Raw genomic sequence first — 18,697 nt, forward strand, 5'->3', positions numbered from 1 at the left:
GGACCCTCCGAGGGTCCGGGACGCTGCGTCGTCGACTACTTCCCGAGGGCGTCCTCGTAGAACGCCACGAGGTCTTTACGGAGCTGTTCCAGGCTCGGCCCGTGGACGTACATCATGTGACCGCCGGGGTAGAACTTGGCGGTGATCCGCTCGTCGGCGCCGCCGGTGAGGGTCAGGCGGTTCACGGTGTACTCCGCGGCCGCCGGCGGGGTGGCGAGGTCGTAGTGGCCCAGGGCGAAGAACAGGTGCAGGGCGGGGTTCGTCAGCAGCGCCTCGGCGAGCGTGTCGTCGCTGCGGACGTAGGCGTTGGTGAAGTTTCCGTAGTCCCAGGGGTGCACCTTGCCGGTGAGAATTTCGTACGGCGTGCCGCGTTCGACCTTCAGGTTCTCCCGCAGGTGCCGGTAGAGGGCGCTGGTGAAGGGGGCGAACAGGGCGGCGCCGCTGGCGTCGAAGTCGCCGCGATCGCCGGCGGCCTCGCGGGCCGGGGCGGTGTAGCGGCTGTCGAACCGGCCGACCGTTTTGTTCTCCTCCCGCAGCAGTTCCTTACCGAACCGTTGCATGCCGACGCGGAGGTTGCTGTCCACGACGAACTCCGCGCTCAGCCCGGTGAGTTCGGCGAACCGCGCCGCGATCGCCCGGCCTTCTTCGGACTCCGGCTTCACCCCCTTCAGCAGGGCGGTGGCGTAGTCGCCGAGGGCGAACTGCTTGGCGGCGTCGTAGACGGCCTGCACGTCCTGGTTCTGCCACTCCTCGGAGAGTTGCCCGTGGTAGTGGGCCGTGGCGGCGAGGGTCGGCAGGAACAGGACGTAGGGCAGATCGTTGTTGCTGTCCTCCAGCAGCGTGGCGAAGTCCAGTACGCTGCTGACGAACACGATCCCGTTCAGGGCCATGTTGTAGCGGTCCATCAGCCGCCCGGCCAAACCGGCGGCTCGCAGCGTGCCGTAGCTTTCGCCCAGCAGGAACTTCGGCGAGCCCCAGCGGCCGTTCTCGGTGACGTAGCGGTGGATGAACTCCGCGACGGAGTTCAGGTCCTTCTCGTACCCGCTGAATTCCGACTGCCGGCTCCGCTCGTCGTCGTCCTTCGCCGGCCGGCTGTAGCCGGTGCCGACCGGATCGATGAACACGAGGTCGGTCACGTCCAGCAGGCTGTTCGCATTGTCCTCCAGACCGTAGGGCGGAGCGGGGAAGGAGGCGTCGTCCGGGATCGGCACGATCTTCGGCCCCAGCATCCCCATGTGCAGCCAGACGCTGCTGCTGCCCGGCCCGCCGTTAAAGCAGAACGTCAGCGGCCGGACCTCGCCCTCCTTCGGCTTGACGGTGTAGGCCACGTAGAAGACCTGGGCGTCGGCCTCCGGGTCTTCGTCCTCGCCGACCAGCGGCAGGGTGCCGGCGGTCGCGGTGTAGGCGACCTCCGCCCCGGCGATCGTGACGGCGTGCTCCGTCGTGACCGGGGCGATGGCCGTGGGGGAGGTCTTCTCCTCCCCGCCCTTTTTCGCCGCGTCGTCGTCCTGAGCGAACAGGGACGAACCGGCCGACGACGGGCCGAGCAGCAGCAGGGACAGGAGGAACGCGGTCTTCAACGACGCAATCGATCGCACGGGGAGCTCCGGGAAAGGACGAAAGGTTTCCCCAGACTACCCACGCGACGGCGGCCGAACAGGCGCCGTTACGCGCCGGCGTCCGGCAGCACGTCCGTGACGAAGCGTCCGCCGGAGAGCCACAGGCCGGTCTCGGTGGGGCGGCACCATTCGATCTCGACCCGGTAATCGAACTCCCGCGTCTCGCTGGACATCTTCACGCGGCAGTAGCCGACGTTCAGTCGCCCGCTGGTCAGCAGCCCCAGCCCGCCGCGGCTGATCTCGCGGGTCATCGCCGGCACGGTGTTGCCGCGGAGCGTCTTCACCTCCGCGGGCACGCACAGTTCCAACCGGGGTACCGCCCGCTGATCGGCGGCGGGCGGGTCTTTTTCGATGCTCTCGAGCACTTCGTGCAGGTCAGAGAGCGTCGGGCGGCTCCAAACGTCGGCGGGCATCGCGGCGGCTTCGCGGAACAGGGGCGGGAGCCGAAGCCTAGGTCACGAATCGCGGGGGCGCGGCGTCTCGGCGCCGGCCGGGGGCGGGCCGTCACTCGCGGGTTCGCGATCGTTCCTCCAACCGATCCAGCGCCGCGGCGAGCTGGGCGACGCGGTCCGCCGGAAGGGCCGCGGCGCCGAAGCGGACGGCGTAAAAGTCCGCGGCGGCGGAGGCGGGCAGCCCGGCGAGGTCGCCGTCCAGCCACTCGGCCCACGCGGCGGTCGCCCGGGCGGCGAACTCCGAGGGCGTCTCCGCCCGGTCCTGCACCACGCCTCGCCGGGCCGCCAACCGCACGAACCGACGCCAGAACCGCACGGCGCTCTCCCGGGCCCGCCGCTCCCGTCGCACCCGCCAGCGGCGGGCGAACAGACCGCGGCCCGCCCAGCCCAGTCCGGCGAGCGCCAGCAGAACCGCCGCGGCGACCGCCCCCGCCCGGCCGTCGAACCGCGGCCCGCCCCCCTCGTCGGAGCCCCCCAGGATCCACCCCTCCGCGGCCTTTCGGAATCGGTTCCAGGCGTTTGCGAGCGGCTGGCCGAACGCCGTCCGCTGGCGGTCCAGGCTCATCCGGACGACGTACTCCGCCCAGACCGCCTCCACGCCGTTGACCACCGCCGCCAGCCGCGCGAAGCGGGGGCCGCTGGCGGCGACGCTCTCCTGCCGGGCGGCCGCCGGCGTGGGATCGAACGTGGTCCAGCGGCCGTCCACGTAGCCTTCCACCCAGGCGTGGGCGTGCCGCTGTTGCACTTCGAACCGCCGCGTGGCGCCGTTGAGGTCGCCCCCTTTGAAGCCGGTCACGATTCGGCTGGGGATGCCGCGGTCGCGGAGCATCAGGGCCAGGGCGGTGGCGAAGTACTCGCAGTGGCCGACCCGCTTGTTGGCGAGGAAGTCCTCCACCGCGTCGATCGTTGGGTCCTGCACCGAGAGGTCCAGCGAGTACCCGAACCGGCCGGAGTCCCGCAGGAAGCTCGTCAGGCGTTCGGCGGTCCGCAGGCGGTTCAAATCGTCGGCGTCGGCGCCGGCGAGCGCGGCCTCCGCGGCGGCGGTGACGGCCGGCAGGTCCCCCGGCCTCTGCAGGTAGGCCTCGCGGAACGGCCCCCGCAGCCGCGTCTGCGGCCCGGACCGCTCCGCCCGTCGCACCTCCGCCGGGGGCGGCGGCGCGTCCCGGGTCCCCCGGCGGGGCCGCACGTTCCGCCCGCGACCCTGGCGTCGCGTCGCCTCCGTCCGATCCGGCGACGGCTCCGCCGCAAAGACCACGTACTCCACTTCGGCAGAGTTCGACAGCGACCGCGGGCGGAGCAGCAGACCGTCGAGCGACCGCCGCTGCGCCCGATCCTCCAGGCGCTCCGGGAAGACCACCGCCGCGGCCGCGCCGACGTGGATCAGCACCTCGTCGCCGAGCGGTCGCAGTCGGTACCGCTCGACGGCGGTCACCGTCGCCGACGCCGGCGGCTGCCGCGGGACCGGCTCCCAGTTCGTCCGGGCGCCGAGGCTGTCGGACCACCGGCCGTTGACGTAGCGGTCCAGCGCCCGCCCGCGAAACAGCGGCTCCTCGGCGCCGAATACCGCCTCCACGTCGTTCGTCTCCAGCGAAAGACCCTTCCGCGGACGTTCGACCTCCACCTCGAAGGCCAGTTCGCGACTTTCGAGGATCTCCCCGAGCGCTCCCAGCCGCACCTCCCCGGAGAAGCCGGTGTAGGCCGCGGAGATCCCCGCGCTGCGGGAGGGATCCATTGGGGGGCGACGGCTCAGCCACATCCGGGGCATCAGCAGGAACGCCGCCAGCCCCACGGCCAGCGCAACGGCGCCCACCGCCGCCACCGTCCGCCCGGACCCGCCGACGGAGTCGGCGCCGACGCGGCCCGCCCGCACCACCGACGCCGTCCGCGGACGCGGCGGGGTGCGGCCGGAGGCCCTCAGCCGGTCGGCGTCCGGCCAGCGGGCGGAAAGGTTCGCCAACGCCCACAGCGTCAGGGCGAGGAAGACGACGAGGCCGAGCCCAAACTGCACCCCCGCCGTCAGCACGGACGCCACCGCGACCTGCAACACGGCCAGCGCCACCAGTGACCAGCAGACCTTAAACGTCTTCCTCTGCAGCGAGATGATCCAGGTGAGATAGACCAGCAGGTGCGCCCCGAACAGCAGGCGGGCTTCGATCTCCCCGCTCGTCAGCTCGGTCACCGCAAGCGCCGCGGCGGCGAGGCCGAGCAGGTTGGCGATCAGCCCCGGCAGGTGGAACGCCCGGACGCGGTCCACGAGCACGTGGGCGGCCAGCACGAACGGCGGGGTGAGGGCCGCCGGCCACAGGCTCCCCTCGCCCAACGCCAGCATCATCCCCGCGGCGGCCGCGACCGCCACCGGCCCGATCGCCGCCGCCGCGGGCGCCACCGGCGTCCGCTGCCCGGCGCCCAGCAACCAGACCCGCCAACGGGCCGGCGGAGCCGCGGGCGCGGCGGCGGAGGACGGAATCGCGGCGGCGGGCGCGCTCATCGGCGCTCTCCCTCGAACGGGGCGCCGTCGGCGGACGCGTTCTCGAACCGCGGCGGGGTGAAGAACGGCTCGTACTGGCCCGGCCGGGCGCTGACGATCTCCCAACCGCCGGCCGGCCCGCGGCGGGCGCCGAGGCCGGCGGCGACGAACGCCGGATCGTCAACGGCCCGAGTGGTCACCAGCGCCCGCCGCGCCGCCGGACCCGCCGCCGCCGCCGCCGCGGCCGCCGCCCGCCCGAGATCGACCGCCGAACCCGCCTCCGCCAGCGCCAACTCCGACAGCGGCCCGGTCAGGTCCCCGCCGGCCCGGCCGAGGTACATCCGCTGCGTCGCCCCCGCGGTCCGCAGGCTCAACGTGGCCCCGCCGTGCCGCCGCAGGTGCTCCGCGACGATCGTCGCGGCGAGGCTCGCCGCCCGCTCCTCGGTGTTCTCCGTTTCCAGCCCCGGCGGGCCGTCGGCGTAGAGGTCGAGCAGCACGACGAGGTCGCGGTCGCGGCTCTCGTGGTGCTCCCGCACCATCAACTCCCCCGCCTTCGCGCTGCTCCGCCAGTGGATCGCCCGCGACCCGTCGCCGGGTCGGTACTCGCGGAGCTGGTAGAACTCGTCCTCGAACAGCCCCTTCCGCGGCCGGGCGTGGTGGGCCAGTTCGTCCGCGTGGGCGCCGCGGCGGTCCCAGGCCGGCGTCATCGTCCCCAGCGGGGGGAGGACCAGCATTTCCGCCTCGTCCCGCTCCAAAATCTCCCGCCGCACCAGGCCTATCGGGAAGGCGGTGGAGAGGGTGATCGGCCCCAGGGCGTGCGGGCCGCGAACGCGGGGTTCGAGTCGGTACACGCCGGTCTGCCGCTCGCCGGGCGGCGCCTGCGCGAAAGAGACGGCGGCGGCGAGGTCCTCCCGACGGTTGCGGACGCGGTCCTCCGCGGTGACCTGCACCGCGGGCAGCCAGCGGCCGCGGTAGTGCAGGGCCAGTTCGATCAGCGCGACCTCCCCCGCCGCGGCGACCGCCGGGGCGGTGCGTCGCACCTCGCAGCGGCGGAGACAACCGGCGGCGAACCAGGCGTCCGCCGCCACCGGACCGACGACCAGGCAGCAGACCAACAGCAGCATGTTGCTCGGCCCGAGGAACGCCCCAAGCAGCAGCACCCCGGCGATGCCCAGCGAGATCCACCCCGGCAGGGTCAGCCGGGTGCGCTCCTCCCGCCGCCTCGACCGGGCCGCGCCCGGCCGGGCGAGCCACGCCCGCCAGGCGGCGCCGGAGAGGCACCACACGCCGACCGCCGCGGCTCCCAACGGCAGGAACCCGTACAACCCCGTCCAGGGCGTGAGCCGTGCGAGGACCGTCGCGAGCAGCAGGCTCCCCGCGCCGATCCACCCCCGCCGGCGCACCGGCCGCGGGTGCCCGAACCGGTCCGGCCGCAGCCGGGCGTCGGCCCGGGCGAGCAAGTCCGCCGCGACCCAGATCAGCAGCGCGCCCGTCGCCGCGGACAGCAGCAGCGGAACCGCGGGATCGATCCGGTCCAGCAGATCCCAGGACAGGAAGAGCCCCAGCGCCACGGCCGCGGACCCGAGCAGGGCGGCCGCCCGGGTCAGCAGGAACGACGCCGGCATGCCGCGTTCGGCCGGGGGGGGACCGGCGGGCGCCGCGTCGGAGAGCGTCGGCGCCTCGGTCATGCGGCGGGCGGGGGCGTCGTGGAGGAACCCGGCGGGGGAACCGACCGGCCGGGGGCCGTCAGCGTAACGGACGGAGGCCGCGGTCGGCCCGCTCGCGGTTGAGCAGTGTGTGGGCGCGGGGCTCGGTCTTCAAGACCCGCACCACGCGGCTGGGCGAGACGCCCAACCGCTGGGCCGCCGCCTTCACGTCCCACCGCTCCAGGGCGCACTCGTCCAGCACCGCCGCCAGGACGGCGGGCCAGTCGACGTGCTGATCGCTGACCTTCAACCCGTTCCCGGCCCGGGCTTCGATCAGTTCTCGGGCCCGCGGGTCGGCGAGTCCGTCGCCGCGGAGGCTCAGCGCCAGGTTGACCCGCAACCGCTGCACGGCGGCGGCGTGGTTCCGCTTCTGGCTGCGGCTCTCCGAACCCTCGCCGATCGCCCCGGTCGGCGTGTGCGTGATCACCACGCGGGTCTCCACTTTGTTGCGGTGCTGCCCGCCCGGTCCGCCGGCCCGCCCGGTCGTGACTTCGCACTGTTCGAGCAGAACCTCCGGCCACAGCGTCGCCGGGTGCCGGCGGAAGGGCTCCGGCTCGCCGAGGGGGATCGTCGGCTCGCTCATTCGCCGGAGGGGCTCTCAGCGTCCGCCTCGGGGAACGGCCCGGCCGGCGGGGCGGTGAAGGGCACGGCCCCGTCGCGGCGGCGGCGGTCCTGCAACAGCTTCGCGAGTTCCCGGGCCTTGTCTTTCCGCTCCTCAAAAAGGTCGCGCTCCTCGTACGGGTCTTCCGCGAGGTGGAAGAGCTGGAGCGGGTCGTACGGCCGGTTCTGCACGAGCTTCCAACCGTCCTTCACCACCGCGTCGCCGGCCTTGCCGCCCCAGATCAGCGGGCGGCCCTCCAACCGCGTCCAGTGCATGACCTCCCGCAACGGCGGTTGGTCCTCGCCCCGCAGCGTGGGGACCAGCGAGACGGCGTCCACCCCCTCCGGCGGCTCGGCTCCGGCGACGTCCAACAGCGTGGCGAACCAGTCCATCGTCATGGCCGTCACGTCGGTCTGCGAACCCGGTTCAATCACGCCGGGCCAGCGGGCGCCGCAGGCGACGCGGTGGCCGCCCTCGTACAGGTCTTCCTTCCCGCCGCGCCAGGGACCGTTGTTCGCCCCGGGGCCGAGGTGTCCGCCGTTGTCGGAGGTGAACACAACCAGCGTGTTCTCCGCCTGGCCGCTCTCTTCCAACGCCGCCAGCACGCGGCCGACGCCGGCGTCCATGTGCTCGATCAGAGCGACGAGGTTCGCCCGCCGGTCCGAGATCCCGGGCTCGCGGTCCTTCACCTTCTCGACCCACTCCGCCGGCGGCTGGATCGGCGTGTGCGGGGCGTTGTAGGCGAGGTACAGGAAGAAGGGCGTGTCCCGCGAAGCCGGGTCCTGAATGCCGGCGGCGGCCCAGTCGCTGAACAGGTCGGTCGCGTGGCCCTTCGGGTCGATGACCATTTCGCCCCGCCGCATCATGTTGCGGTCGGACCCGTCCGGATAGCGGCGGGTGTGGGCGACGTAGTCGGAGAGCATGCCGCCGAGGAAGCCCTCGAAGGTGTCGAAGCCCCGTTTGAGCGGGTGGTTGCCGACGCCGTTGTGCGGCTCGCCGCCGAGGTGCCACTTGCCGATCAGGTGGGTGGAGTAGCCGGCCGGCTTGAGCAGTTCCGGCAGGGTGGGGGCGTGGGGGGAGAGGTAGCCCCAGTTGTCCTCCGGCCAGGGCCGAATCACGCCGGGCACGCCCACCGACGACGGGAACCGCCCGGTCATCAGCGCCGCCCGGGTGGGACTGCACACGGTGCAGTTGGCGTAGAAGTTCCGGAACGTCAGGCCCTGCTCGAAGATCGAATCAATGTGCGGCGTCCGCACGTCCTCGGCCCCGCCGAACGGCCGCTGGATCGACAGATCGCCGAAGCCCAGATCGTCCGCGAGGATGAACACCACGTTCGGCCGCGGGGCGTCCGCCGCGTCGGCGGGCGGGGCGGCGAGCAGCGTGAGGGCGAGGGCGGCGAGCATGGCGGGCGGAGTGCGGACAGCGGGCGGAGGGGCTCAGACGGGGAAATGACGAATGAGGAATGTCGAATGACAAAGCGGCGTGTCCAGCCGCAGCTCGTTCACTCGTCATTCCTCATTCGACATTCTCCATTCCTCAGGCCGGATCGACGCTGCGGTACGCCCGGATCACCTTCTTCTCGCCTTCGGCGCCGCCCTCGGAGTTGCCGTGCTCCATGCCCAGGACGCCCTCGTAGCCCTTTTTCTTCACGAACTCGAACACATTGGCGTAGTTGATCTCGCCCGTGGTCGGCTCCTTGCGGCCGGGGTTGTCGCCGATCTGCAGGTAGGCGATCTCGTCCCAGGCCCGGTCCATGTTGGGGATCAGGTTCCCCTCGGTGATCTGCTGGTGGTAGATGTCGTAGAGGATCTTGCAGGAGGGCGAATCGACCGCTTTGCAGAGGGCGTACGCCTGATCGGTCCGCTGCAGGAAGGTGCCGCCGTGGTTGGCGTACCAGTTGAGCGGCTCGAGGACCATCACGAGGTCGTGCGGCTCCAGCTCCGCGGCGCAGCGCTTGAGCAGCTCGATGACGTTCGCCGTCTGGTAACCCTCGGCCAACCGGGCGCCGCCGTAGCGGGTCCACTGGCCGGTGGATTCGTCCTTGGACTGCTGATCGACGCTGCCGGGCACCACGGTGACCCACTTCGCCCCGACTCGCTTGGCGATCGCCACGGAGTCCTTCACCTGCTTGACGATGGCGTCCCAGGTCGCGTCGTCGCGGCGGGCGAAGGTGGGGGAGGCGAAATTGGCGTAGGCCACGAACACGCCCATCCGCATGCCGAGGTCGGACAGTTTCTGCCCGATCTTCTCCTGCGTCTGAACGCTGCGGCCCGGCATGCCGTTGTCTTCGAGGCTGCGGAAGCCGGCGGCGTGCATGAACTCCAGTTCCGCCATCAGCCCGTCGTCGCCGTTCCCGCCGCCGGCCAGGTTGCGGAACATGCCGAAGTGCGGGGCGTAATCCAGGGCGAACGGCGGGCCTTTCGTCACGTCGTCTTCCCCTTCGTGGTGATCCGCCCGGGCCAGAGCCGGGGCGGCGGCGAGGGCGGCGGAGGCGGCGAGCAGGTCGCGACGGTGCATCGGGGGAACGGTCCGGAAGGAAGGGCGAGCCCCCGCAGTGTGGGGCGGCGGCGGCGGCGTCCGCAACGAACGGCCGCACGCTCTCCCGCCGGTCCGCCCGCGGAAGCCCCCGTCCGCGGGGCGAAACCGTTTAGGCTATCGACGTGACCGCCGCCGCCCCCGAACCGTCCCGCCCGCCGCTGACCTTCGAGCGGTCCTCCCCGTTGCCGGTCTCCGCCGCGGAGGCCTTCGCCTGGCACGAACGGCCCGGCGCCCTCGTTCGGCTGATTCCGCCCTGGGAGGACGTTTCCGTCGAATCCGCCCGTGGCGGCATTCGCGAGGGGGCGGAGGTCGTGTTGAAGCTGAAGTTCGGCCGGGCGTTCGTCCGCTGGTACGCGCTCCACACGGCTTACGAGAACCGCGGGGCGGACGGCGGAATGTTTCGCGACGTGCAGATCAAAGGCCCGTTCGCCTTCTGGGAGCACACCCACCACGTCGAGCCCGGCCCCGACGGCGGGAGCCTGCTGCGGGACGTCGTCCGCTACCTGCCGCCCGGCGGCCCGCTGGGGCGGGCGGTGGGGAAGGGGTTCGCGGAACGCCGGTTGGCCGCGATGTTCGACCTCCGCCACGCCGTCACGGCCGCGGACCTTGCCGCCCACCACCGGTTCCGCGACCGGCCGCGGCTGAACGTGCTCATCTCCGGCGCCGGCGGGCTGATCGGCCGGCAACTCTCGGCGTTCCTCGCCGGCGGGGGGCACTCGGTCACGGCGCTGTCCCGCTCCGACGGGCCGAACAGGATTCCGTGGGACCCCGACGGCGGCGAGATCCCGACGGAGCGACTGGCCGGGTTCGACGCCGTGGTGCACCTCGCCGGGGAGCCGGTGCAGGGGCGGTGGACCGAGGAGAAAAAGCGCCGCATCCGCAACAGCCGGGTGAAGGGCACGCGGTTGCTGGCGGAGGCCCTCGCCGCGCTGGAAACGCCGCCGCGGGTCCTCGTCTGCGCCAGCGCGACCGGCTACTACGGCGACCGCGGCGACGAGCCCCTGACGGAAGCCAGTCCCCCCGGCGAGGGTTTCCTGGCCGAGGTCTGTCAGGAATGGGAGGCCGCCGCGGACCCGGCCCGGGCGGCGGGGATTCGCGTGGTGCACGCCCGGTTCGGGATCGTGCTGAGCCCCGACGGCGGCGCCCTGGGCAAACAGCTGCCGATCTTCAAAGCCGGCGGCGGCGGGCCGGTCGGCGGGGGGGAGCAGTGGTGGAGCTGGGTCGGTCGGGACGACGCCGTCGGCGCCCTGCACCACGCCCTGATGACTGAGGACCTCTCCGGCCCGGTCAACGTGACGGCTCCCGGCACGACGACCAACGCCGCCTTCACCCAGACGCTGGCGGAGACGCTCCGCCGGCCGGCGATCGTGCCCGTGCCGGAACTCGCCGTGCGGCTGGCGTTCGGGGAGATGGGCGAGGAACTGCTGCTCGCCAGCGCCCGGGTGAAGCCGACGGCGCTGCTCGGTTCCGGCTACACCTTCCGCCAGACCGGTCTGAAGGCGGCGTTGCGGCGGCTGCTCGGCCGCACCGCCTGAGCCGCCGCGCCGAGGATGCCGTGGCGGCGGGGCTCATTTTCGTCACAATCCCTCCGACATGGCCCGCTCCCCCGCCCGCCGCCGTCGCCTGCTGGTCCACAAGGCCGCCGGCCGCGGCGACCGCCCCACCGACTACCCCCGCTCCGGTCCCGCCTACGACTCGGAGCGGCGGGAACCCGAAGCGTCCGACGCGGAGGACGAACTCGCCGAAGACGGGGCCGCGCCGGCCGACGATGCGCCGGACGCGGATGACGAGCAGGCCGCCGGGGGTGAGCCCGAGGCCGACGAGCCGGACCTGCTGCCGGCTCCGGCCCCAGCGCCGACCGCGAACCGCCGGCCGCGGGCCCTGCCGGCGGTGCGGTCGAACCCCGATCCGCTGCCGGAGCCGCTGCCGCCGCGGTTGGACGAGGTCGTCCGGCGTTTGCGGGAGGACCTGCTGACGCTCGGCGGCCCCGCGGCCGCCCTCGCCGACGAGATCTGCGCCCGCCACCGCGACCGCCTCCGCGAGGCGCTGGGACTGTCCGAGTAGGGCGGTTTCCCTGCGTTCGGAGCGTCCCGGACCCTCGAAGGGTCCGGGACGCTGGCGCCGCACTCCACGGGGGCGGTCAGTTCTTCTCGCCGAACTCGTTGACCGGCGGTTCGCCGCCGAGGGCGTTGAAGGGTTCGCAGGCGGCGTTGACGGCCTTCACCTCCGCCTCGGTCAGCGGGCGGAGGCGGACGCCGCGGATCGCCGCGGTGGTTGCGTAGCTGGCGACGCCGAGCGGCTTGGACAGGTTCATCTCGCTGCGGGTGGAGACGATCCGGTCTTCGATGTTCGCGGCGAACAACTCCTCCCCGTCCAGCAGGGCCCGGACGCCGGCCTTCGTGACCTCCAGCCGCACCTTGTACCACCGGCCGTTCTCGAAGGCGTGGTAGGTGGTCGTCTCGTTCTCGCTGGCGTCGAAGCGGTCGATGGAGCTGAGCCCGACCAGCCCGCCGCCCCACCCGCCGAGAATCAGCGTGGCGTGCGAGGGCTGCTTCTCCGCGGGGCTCCAGACCGGGACGGTCAGCCCGCAGAAGAAGTCGGTGCCGGTCACCCGCTTCGCCTCCAGCTCGATCACGTAGTCCGTGGTCGGGAGCGTTTTGGCGACCTCCTGCGACACGGTCACGCCGGTCAGGTTGTTGCCGAACGGCAGCCGGATCGCCCCGTCCACGACCGCGACGTCGCCCTCGCCGCCGAACTTCGTCACCTCCCAGCCGGTCAGCGTTTTGCCGTCGAACAGCGACCGCCATGTCTTCTCGTCGCCCGTCTTCTCGTCGCCCGTCGCACGCTGTTGCGGCGCGGCCGGGGCGTTCTCGGGCGGGGGCTCGGCGGCCGGCGGCGCCCACAGGGCGACGGCGAGGAGCGGGGCGACGACCATCGGCGGGCGGCGGGACGGGGGGATGCGGACGCAGTCAAAGCCGGCGCGAGCCGGCGGACCGGCGCCACCGGACGGGCGACGCGGCGGCGGGGGCGCGGGCGAGCGGACCGGCCGTCGCGGCCCCCGCGGCGACCTAGTGTAGCGGGATCGCCCGCTTCACCGAGTCCGTCCGTTGTCCGCCGCCGATTCCCGCCCCGACCTTTCGTCCCCCGAGCCGGCCGTCGACGCGGCGGACGGGCCGGCGGGCGCCGCGCCGTCGCACGGGGAGGCGAAATCGCCCTCCCCGGCCGACGCAATCGCGGCGTTGCAGAAGGAAAACGATCTGCTGCGGGCGATCGCCGAGAACATGGGGCACCAGCGGCTCGTGAGGACGTTGCACGAGATCGCCGCCGGCGAGGACGGCCCAAGCTGCACGGCCTTGCTGGAACGCTCGTCCGGCGGGGCCTCCTGGCTCGAACGCGGCGCCGGCGGGCGGGAGATGGCCCGGGCGGTGGTGCGGACGCTGCCGGACCCCGCGAAGCTGCCGAAGCGGCCGGAGCCGCTGCCGTCGCCCCCGCCCTCGCTGGCCGGGGCCTGGGCGGTGCCGCTGTCGGGCGGGGGGCGGACCGGCCTGTGGATCGCCCCCACCCCGCCGACCGACGGGGACGAGGGCCGCGGCCGGCGGCTGTGGGAATTGGTCGGGGACGCGTTGTGGACCCGATTCGTCACCTCTGAAGCCCTGTCGGCGGCACGCGGGGCGCTGGCGCTGCGGGACGCTCAGGTGGCCCTGTACGCCGCCGCCGCGAAGGACGGCGAACCGCAGGCGGTGCTCACCCGGCTGCTGACCGCCCTGGCATCCGCCTGCGGGGCGGAGCGGGCGGCGCTGTACACCTCCGGACGGGACGGGCGCCGGATCGCCGCCGCCGGGGCCGAACTGCCCCGCCCGGTGGCGGCCGTCGCCGCGGAGCAGGAGGCGAAGCTCGCCGCCGCCGCGCCCGTGCGGTTGGCCGCGGGCGAGGGGGAAAACGGCGTGATCGCGTTCGACCAGGCGGCGTTGGCCCGCATCGGCGTCCGCTCGCTCATCGGCCGGGCGGCGGGGGTGTCGATCGGCGGCGGGGCGTCGGCGGCGTCGTTGCTGGTCATGAAGGCGGACGCCGCCCCGCTGCCGCCCCACGCGGAACGCACGCTGGCATGGGCCGGCGGGTTCTTCGCGGACGTGCTGCCCCGCTGCACCAAGGCCGCCGCCGCCAACCGCCTCGCCCGCCGCGACGGCCTGACCGGTTTGGCGAACCGCCGCACCTTCGACGAACGCCTCACGGCGCTGTTCGCCAGCGCCGCCGCGACCCACGGCGACCTCGCGGTGCTGATGTGCGACCTGGACCACTTCAAATCGGTCAACGACACCCACGGCCACGCCGTCGGCGACCGGGTGTTGAAGGAGGCCGCCGCGGCGATCCAGGAGGCGTTGGCCCACAGCCGCAGCGGCGACGCGGCCGTCGCGGCCCGCTACGGCGGGGAGGAGTTGGTCGTGTTGCTGCCGGATTTCGGTCCCGGCGGCGCCGCCCGCATCGCCGAACGCATCCGGGAGTCGATCGCACGGATCGAGCTGCCCGCCGGCGGCCCCCGGACGCACGTCACGACGAGCCTCGGCCTCGCCCTGTACCCCCACGACGCGGAGGACGCGGAATCCCTGATGCACGCCGCCGACGCCGCCCTCTACGCGGCGAAGACCGGCGGCCGGAACCGCATCGTCCGGGCCGGGGAGGGAAGCGCCGCGGTCGTTCCCGCGGCGCCGCGGTAGAGTGGGGGGCCCGCCCGCCCCGCAGCCGCAACCGTGGAGTTCGCCCGACCGTGACGTCCGCCGCCCCGTCGACCGTCCCCCTTCCGCCGCCGGGCGAGGACGTCTCCCTGAGGGACGTGCAGGCCCTGATCCGCCGCATGTTCGGCGACAAGGACGCCGCCCGCGGGCCCGAGGCGACCTTCCTATGGTTCACCGAAGAGGTGGGCGAGTTGGCCGGCGCCCTCCGCGGCGGGCCGAAGGAGGAACTGGCGCTGGAGTTCGCGGACGTGCTCGCCTGGCTGGCGACGCTGGCCAATATCGCCGGCGTGGATCTGGAGGACGCCGTCCGGGCGAAGTACGGCGGCGGCTGTCCCCGCTGCGGCGCCGCGGTCTGCGTCTGCGATCCCGCGAAAAAGCGGTGAATCTCGCCGGCCGGTTCGCCGCCGGAGCGTCTGGACGGTCGGCGAACAGGGCGGGGGGAACGGCTTCGCCCCGTCCGTGCAGGCGTTCGGCGGTCCTCAGCGCCGAAGCGGCGGGAAATCGACCGGGGGTTTGACCCGCGCACGCGACCCCCCGTAGCATCCCCCGCGGTCGCGCTCCCGACCCCTATTCCGTCCGTTCGGCCGGTTCCATGGTGCACAATCCGCCGCTCCGCATCGCCGCGTTGCTGGCGATCTGCGCCGGCGCCTTGATCGCCGTGCCGGCCCCCGCCGCCGATCCGAACGGCCCGGAGGTGAAGGCGGCGATCGAGAAGGGCGTGGCCTACCTCGCCCAGAACAAGCGGAGCGGCAACGGCGACGGGCGGCACATCCTCGCGGCCCTCGCCATGGCCAAGGGCGGGGCGGACAAGAACCACCCGGTGATCGTCTCCGCCCTGGCGGCGATCGACAAACGCACCGAGGGCGGGACCTACCGCCCGGAGCGGGACCACCTCTACACCGCCGGGCTCGAGCTGATGTTGCTCGAAGCGGCCGGCGATCCCGCGACCAACGCGGAGAAGATGCGGCCGATCCTCGGCTACGTGCTCGCCCAGCAGCAGTCCTACGGCGCCTGGTACTACCCGACCCAGGCGGCGAGAAACCCCGGCAGCTACTTCGGCGACACCAGCATCACCCAGTACAGCGTGCTCGGCCTGTGGACCGCCGAGCGGGCCGGGCTGGATCTGGAGACGCGCGTCTGGAACCGCCTGGCCGAGTGGCAGGTCGCCACGAAGCAGAAGGGCGGAACCTTCGCCTATCACCCGCGGCGCGACGGGACCGGGGAGATCAAGGACACGATGACCGCCGCCGGCGCCTGCAACCTGCTGCTCAGCGCCCGGTATCTGCACGGGGCCTCGGCGCTGGATGAGGCCCGGGCCGAGGCGGAGGCCGCGGAGCGGGCCGCCCGCGACGCCAAGAACGCCCTGATGAAGAAGTACGCCGCCCTCGACCGCCGCCTCGACTCCGCCGCCGCCGAAAAGGAACGGCAGGCGCAGGCCGGCGGACCGGTCGTGCCGCTCTCCACGATCCTCAAAACCGCCGACGGGGCGATCGACGCCCTCGCCCGGGGCATGCAGTTCGTCGACGGCCCCCACCGGCTCTATCTGATGTACACCGTGGAGCGACTCGGCGCCCTCTCCGGCCGGCGGACGATCGGCGACGTCGACTGGTACGAAGTCGGTTCCGAGCGGTTGCTCCGCACCCAGAAGCCCAACGGCTCCTGGGACGGCGAGGGACAGGCGGAGGTCGGCACCGCCTTCGCCGTGATGTTCCTCGCCCGGGCCACCGCCAAGGCGCTGGGCGAACGCAGCCTCTACGGCGGCGGCATGCTCAAGGGCGGCCGCGGTTTGCCGGACGACCTCACCCAAGCCCGCTTCACCGGCGACGAGATCACGTTCGACCGACCCACCGGGGAGTTGGCCGACCTGCTCTCCCAGTTGGAAGACTCCCGGGCCGCGGACGTGCCCGCCGCCCGGGAGGCGGTACTGGAAACCGTCCGGCTGGGCGACCGCGAAGCCCTGATCGGTCAGACGGCCCGGCTGCGTCGGCTCGTGGACGACCCGCGGCCGGAGGTGCGGGCGGTCGTCGCCTGGGCGCTCGCCCGCGGCGGCGGGGCGGAGGACGTGGCGGCGATCTTCGAAATGCTCGCGGAGGATCCCGACGCCGGCGTCGTGCAGGAGGCCCACAACGCCCTCTGCGTGCTCAGTCGGCTCCCCCGCGGCCCCGGCATCCCGCTGGCGATGACGCCGGAGCGGGAAGCGGCCCTGCGACGCCTCGAGGAACGCGACCTGCCCCCGACCTACGTCACCAACGACCGCCTCCGCATTCTGCCGGGCGGCCCGTTCGAAGGGCTGCCGCCGGGGCTCGAAGAGGAGGAACGGGCGAAGGCGTTCCACGACTGGCGGGCCGTCGCCACCGCGGCGTGGTCCGACTGGCGGGACGCCGTACGGCCCTACGAGCAGCGCGACTTCACGCCCGCTCCGAAACGGGTCGGCCGATGAGCGTCGCCTCCCCCACGAAAGCCCCCGCCGCGAAGGGGGCCGAGTCCCGGCCCGCGGCCGAACCGGTGATGGGCGTGACCGGCTACGACCGCGTCAGCGCCGGCGTGATCGCCGCCGTGCTGGGGCTGATCGTCGCCGTCGCCTACCTGTTCGTGCAGTGGTACATGCAGCACGAGTTCGCCGTCGATACTCTCCCGCCGATGGAGGTGATCCAGGTCGGCGGCGGCGATCCGGACGGCGCCCCGGACGACAGCCCGCTGCTGGAGAGCCTCGCCGAGCAGATCCCCGACCCCAGCCTGTCGGAGCTCCGCGAGGACGAGATGCAGGTCGAGGAGCTGATGGAGACGGTCGTGGACGTTTCCGACCGGGCCGCGAACCCCTCCCCGACGGCGGTCAGTTCCGACGCCGCCGGCGGGAAGGTCGGCAGCGCCAGCGGGATGGGCGGCCGCCCGCTGGGCTTCGGCCCCGGCGACGGCGGCGTTCCGGCCGAGCAGCGTTGGTTCATCTCCTTCAACGAGCAGGGCGGGCTGGAGGAGTACGCCCGGCAGCTGGAGTTCTTCGGAATCGAACTGGGCGCCCTCGACATCCGCGGCGGCACGCTGACGCTCCTGTCGAACCTCACGGCGGCCCAGCCGACCGTCACCCGCAAGGAGAGCGGCGGGAGCGACGAGCAGCGGCTCTACATGATCTGGCAGGGCGGCGGCCGGAAGCAGGCGGACGTCAAGCTGTTCGCCAAAGCCGGGATCGACGCCTCGGAGCTGCCCATCCTCCACTTCTACCCGGCCCGCACGGAGCAGATGTTGCTCCGGCTCGAACAGCAGCACGCGGGGCGCCCGCTGGCCGACGTCCGCCGCACCTACTTCGAAGTGAAGCCCGGCGGCGACGGGTACGTCTTCAGCGTCGCCCAGCAGTCTTACATCCGCTGACGATTTCTCTCCGCTGACGCGTCCGCCGCGTCCCTCCCCCGACGAACCGCCCAAACCCCCTCCCGCGATGCCGATTCTCGATTTTGCCGGTCTGGCGATTTACGTCGCGTTGGGCCTCACCGCGTTGGTGGGGCTGTTCATCACCGTGCTGCTGGTCCGCCGGGTCGCCCAAAAGCGGTTCCGCAGCGCCAAGGCGGCGGACGAGTTCGTCGACGAATGCCTCGCCCTGGTGGAACGCCGCGACTACGCCGCGGTGACGGAGCTGTGCGACTCCCCGCCGTATTGGAGCAAGGCGACGCCGCAGCTGATTCAGACCGCCACCGAGAACCGCCACCTGCTCCCCGGCCGCCTGCGGCGGACCGTGGCGGAGCGCTTCGAGCGGCACGTGCTGGCCGACCTGGAGTACCGCTCCAGCTGGGTGGCGACGATCGTGAAAACCGCCCCGATGCTCGGCCTGCTGGGCACGGTCGTGGGCATGATCTCCGCGTTCGCCAAGATCGCCGCCTCGGACCAGACCGGGACCGACCCCTCGCTGTTGGCGAACGACATCGCCGTCGCCCTGAACACCACCGCCAGCGGGCTGGCGATCGCGATCCCGATGGTGATCGCCGGCAACCTGCTCCAGAACAAGATCAGCAAGCTGCAGGACGGCGTCGAGGAGCGGCTCGGCCGGTACCTCGACGGGCTGATCGAGGCCGAATCCGGGGCCGCCGGATGAGCGAATCGCTCGAAACGCCCCGCGCCACCCACCGCCCGCCCCCGGCGGAGGACGATGACTACGTGCCCCCGCCGCGTGAGAAGCGGAAGGAGCTGGACTTCGACATCACGCCGATGATCGACGTGGTGTTCCTCCTGCTGATTTTTTTCATGGTGAGTAGCACGATGCAGGAGCCGGCCAAGTCCGACGCCCCCCCCGCGGTGCACGGGCAGGGAATCGACGCCGCCGGCACGATCAAGGTGATCCTGCTGCCGGAACGCGGCGGGGAGTACGAGGTGGAGCTGCCCGACGGCGAGATCGTCCCGCTGGAGGAGGCCCTGGAGACCGACCGCATCACCGCGGCGGTCGCCGCCGCCAGGGCGGCGAACCCGAGCAAGAACGAGGTCGTGCTGCTAGCCGACCGCGACGCCACCGCGGAGCAGACGTTCCCGATCCTCCGCCAGATCGGTGAGGTGGAGGGCGTGTCGGTTCACAACGAAGTGCAGGACCCCCGCTGA

General features: G+C 72.9%; 16 protein-coding genes. 8 read left to right on the top strand and 8 right to left on the bottom strand.

Annotated elements, in window-relative coordinates; translation table 11 throughout:
* Window positions 1-35 precede the first annotated feature (35 nt).
* The 7 genes from ACG2DA_RS06460 to ACG2DA_RS06490 all read right to left on the bottom strand — a co-directional run bounded on the left by ACG2DA_RS06460 (window position 36) and on the right by ACG2DA_RS06490 (window position 9,362).
* The gene (locus ACG2DA_RS06460; RefSeq protein WP_395254669.1) at window positions 36-1,580 is read right to left on the bottom strand and encodes a S10 family peptidase; all 1,545 of its coding nucleotides are present in this window, start codon (window positions 1,578-1,580) and stop codon (window positions 36-38) included.
* Between the two features lie 86 nt (window positions 1,581-1,666).
* On the bottom strand, window positions 1,667-2,032 hold the full coding sequence (locus ACG2DA_RS06465; protein ID WP_395254670.1) for a PilZ domain-containing protein: 366 nt from the start codon (window positions 2,030-2,032) through the stop codon (window positions 1,667-1,669).
* A 91-nt stretch (window positions 2,033-2,123) separates the two neighbouring features.
* Entirely contained in the window at window positions 2,124-4,559 is a 2,436-nt protein-coding gene (locus tag ACG2DA_RS06470) for a DUF3488 and DUF4129 domain-containing transglutaminase family protein (protein ID WP_395254671.1), read from the bottom strand.
* Window positions 4,556-6,226 carry a DUF58 domain-containing protein gene (locus tag ACG2DA_RS06475; RefSeq protein WP_395254672.1) on the bottom strand — a complete coding sequence of 557 codons (1,671 nt, stop codon included), beginning with the start codon at window positions 6,224-6,226 and terminating at the stop codon, window positions 4,556-4,558. Before ACG2DA_RS06475 ends, ACG2DA_RS06470 begins: the two co-directional genes overlap by 4 nt.
* Before the next feature lie 58 nt (window positions 6,227-6,284).
* Window positions 6,285-6,827: a peptide chain release factor family protein gene (locus ACG2DA_RS06480; protein ID WP_395254674.1), complete on the bottom strand. Its 543-nt coding sequence runs from the start codon at window positions 6,825-6,827 to the stop codon at window positions 6,285-6,287.
* The gene (locus ACG2DA_RS06485) at window positions 6,824-8,248 is read right to left on the bottom strand and encodes a sulfatase (RefSeq protein WP_395254675.1); all 1,425 of its coding nucleotides are present in this window, start codon (window positions 8,246-8,248) and stop codon (window positions 6,824-6,826) included. The genes ACG2DA_RS06480 and ACG2DA_RS06485 overlap by 4 nt, the downstream gene beginning before the upstream one ends.
* A 133-nt stretch (window positions 8,249-8,381) precedes the next feature.
* Window positions 8,382-9,362 carry a hydroxypyruvate isomerase family protein gene (locus tag ACG2DA_RS06490; RefSeq protein ID WP_395254676.1) on the bottom strand — a complete coding sequence of 327 codons (981 nt, stop codon included), beginning with the start codon at window positions 9,360-9,362 and terminating at the stop codon, window positions 8,382-8,384.
* Between the two features lie 143 nt (window positions 9,363-9,505).
* On the opposite strand from ACG2DA_RS06490, the gene ACG2DA_RS06495 reads away from it, so the two are divergent.
* Window positions 9,506-10,918 carry a TIGR01777 family oxidoreductase gene (locus ACG2DA_RS06495; protein WP_395254677.1) on the top strand — a complete coding sequence of 471 codons (1,413 nt, stop codon included), beginning with the start codon at window positions 9,506-9,508 and terminating at the stop codon, window positions 10,916-10,918.
* A gap of 58 nt (window positions 10,919-10,976) precedes the next feature.
* On the top strand, window positions 10,977-11,447 hold the full coding sequence (locus ACG2DA_RS06500; protein WP_395254678.1) for a hypothetical protein: 471 nt from the start codon (window positions 10,977-10,979) through the stop codon (window positions 11,445-11,447).
* 76 nt (window positions 11,448-11,523) lie between these two features.
* Here ACG2DA_RS06500 and ACG2DA_RS06505 read toward each other — a convergent pair whose 3' ends face one another.
* Window positions 11,524-12,318 carry a DUF1080 domain-containing protein gene (locus tag ACG2DA_RS06505; protein WP_395254679.1) on the bottom strand — a complete coding sequence of 265 codons (795 nt, stop codon included), beginning with the start codon at window positions 12,316-12,318 and terminating at the stop codon, window positions 11,524-11,526.
* A gap of 172 nt (window positions 12,319-12,490) precedes the next feature.
* Here ACG2DA_RS06505 and ACG2DA_RS06510 point away from each other — a divergent pair, with 172 nt between their 5' ends.
* From ACG2DA_RS06510 to ACG2DA_RS06535, 6 genes are all read left to right on the top strand, one after another.
* Window positions 12,491-14,098: a diguanylate cyclase domain-containing protein gene (locus ACG2DA_RS06510; protein ID WP_395254680.1), complete on the top strand. Its 1,608-nt coding sequence runs from the start codon at window positions 12,491-12,493 to the stop codon at window positions 14,096-14,098.
* Between the two features lie 137 nt (window positions 14,099-14,235).
* The gene (locus ACG2DA_RS06515) at window positions 14,236-14,499 is read left to right on the top strand and encodes a MazG nucleotide pyrophosphohydrolase domain-containing protein (protein ID WP_395254706.1); all 264 of its coding nucleotides are present in this window, start codon (window positions 14,236-14,238) and stop codon (window positions 14,497-14,499) included.
* Between the two features lie 209 nt (window positions 14,500-14,708).
* Window positions 14,709-16,556 carry a HEAT repeat domain-containing protein gene (locus tag ACG2DA_RS06520; RefSeq protein WP_395254681.1) on the top strand — a complete coding sequence of 616 codons (1,848 nt, stop codon included), beginning with the start codon at window positions 14,709-14,711 and terminating at the stop codon, window positions 16,554-16,556.
* Window positions 16,553-17,482, top strand: a complete 930-nt coding sequence (locus ACG2DA_RS06525) for a hypothetical protein (protein ID WP_395254683.1) — start codon at window positions 16,553-16,555, stop codon at window positions 17,480-17,482. Before ACG2DA_RS06520 ends, ACG2DA_RS06525 begins: the two co-directional genes overlap by 4 nt.
* Before the next feature lie 67 nt (window positions 17,483-17,549).
* The gene (locus ACG2DA_RS06530) at window positions 17,550-18,200 is read left to right on the top strand and encodes a MotA/TolQ/ExbB proton channel family protein (RefSeq protein WP_395254684.1); all 651 of its coding nucleotides are present in this window, start codon (window positions 17,550-17,552) and stop codon (window positions 18,198-18,200) included.
* Window positions 18,197-18,697: an ExbD/TolR family protein gene (locus ACG2DA_RS06535; protein ID WP_395254685.1), complete on the top strand. Its 501-nt coding sequence runs from the start codon at window positions 18,197-18,199 to the stop codon at window positions 18,695-18,697. Before ACG2DA_RS06530 ends, ACG2DA_RS06535 begins: the two co-directional genes overlap by 4 nt.

The organism is Alienimonas sp. DA493, assembly GCF_043951915.1.
Lineage (GTDB): Bacteria > Planctomycetota > Planctomycetia > Planctomycetales > Planctomycetaceae > Alienimonas.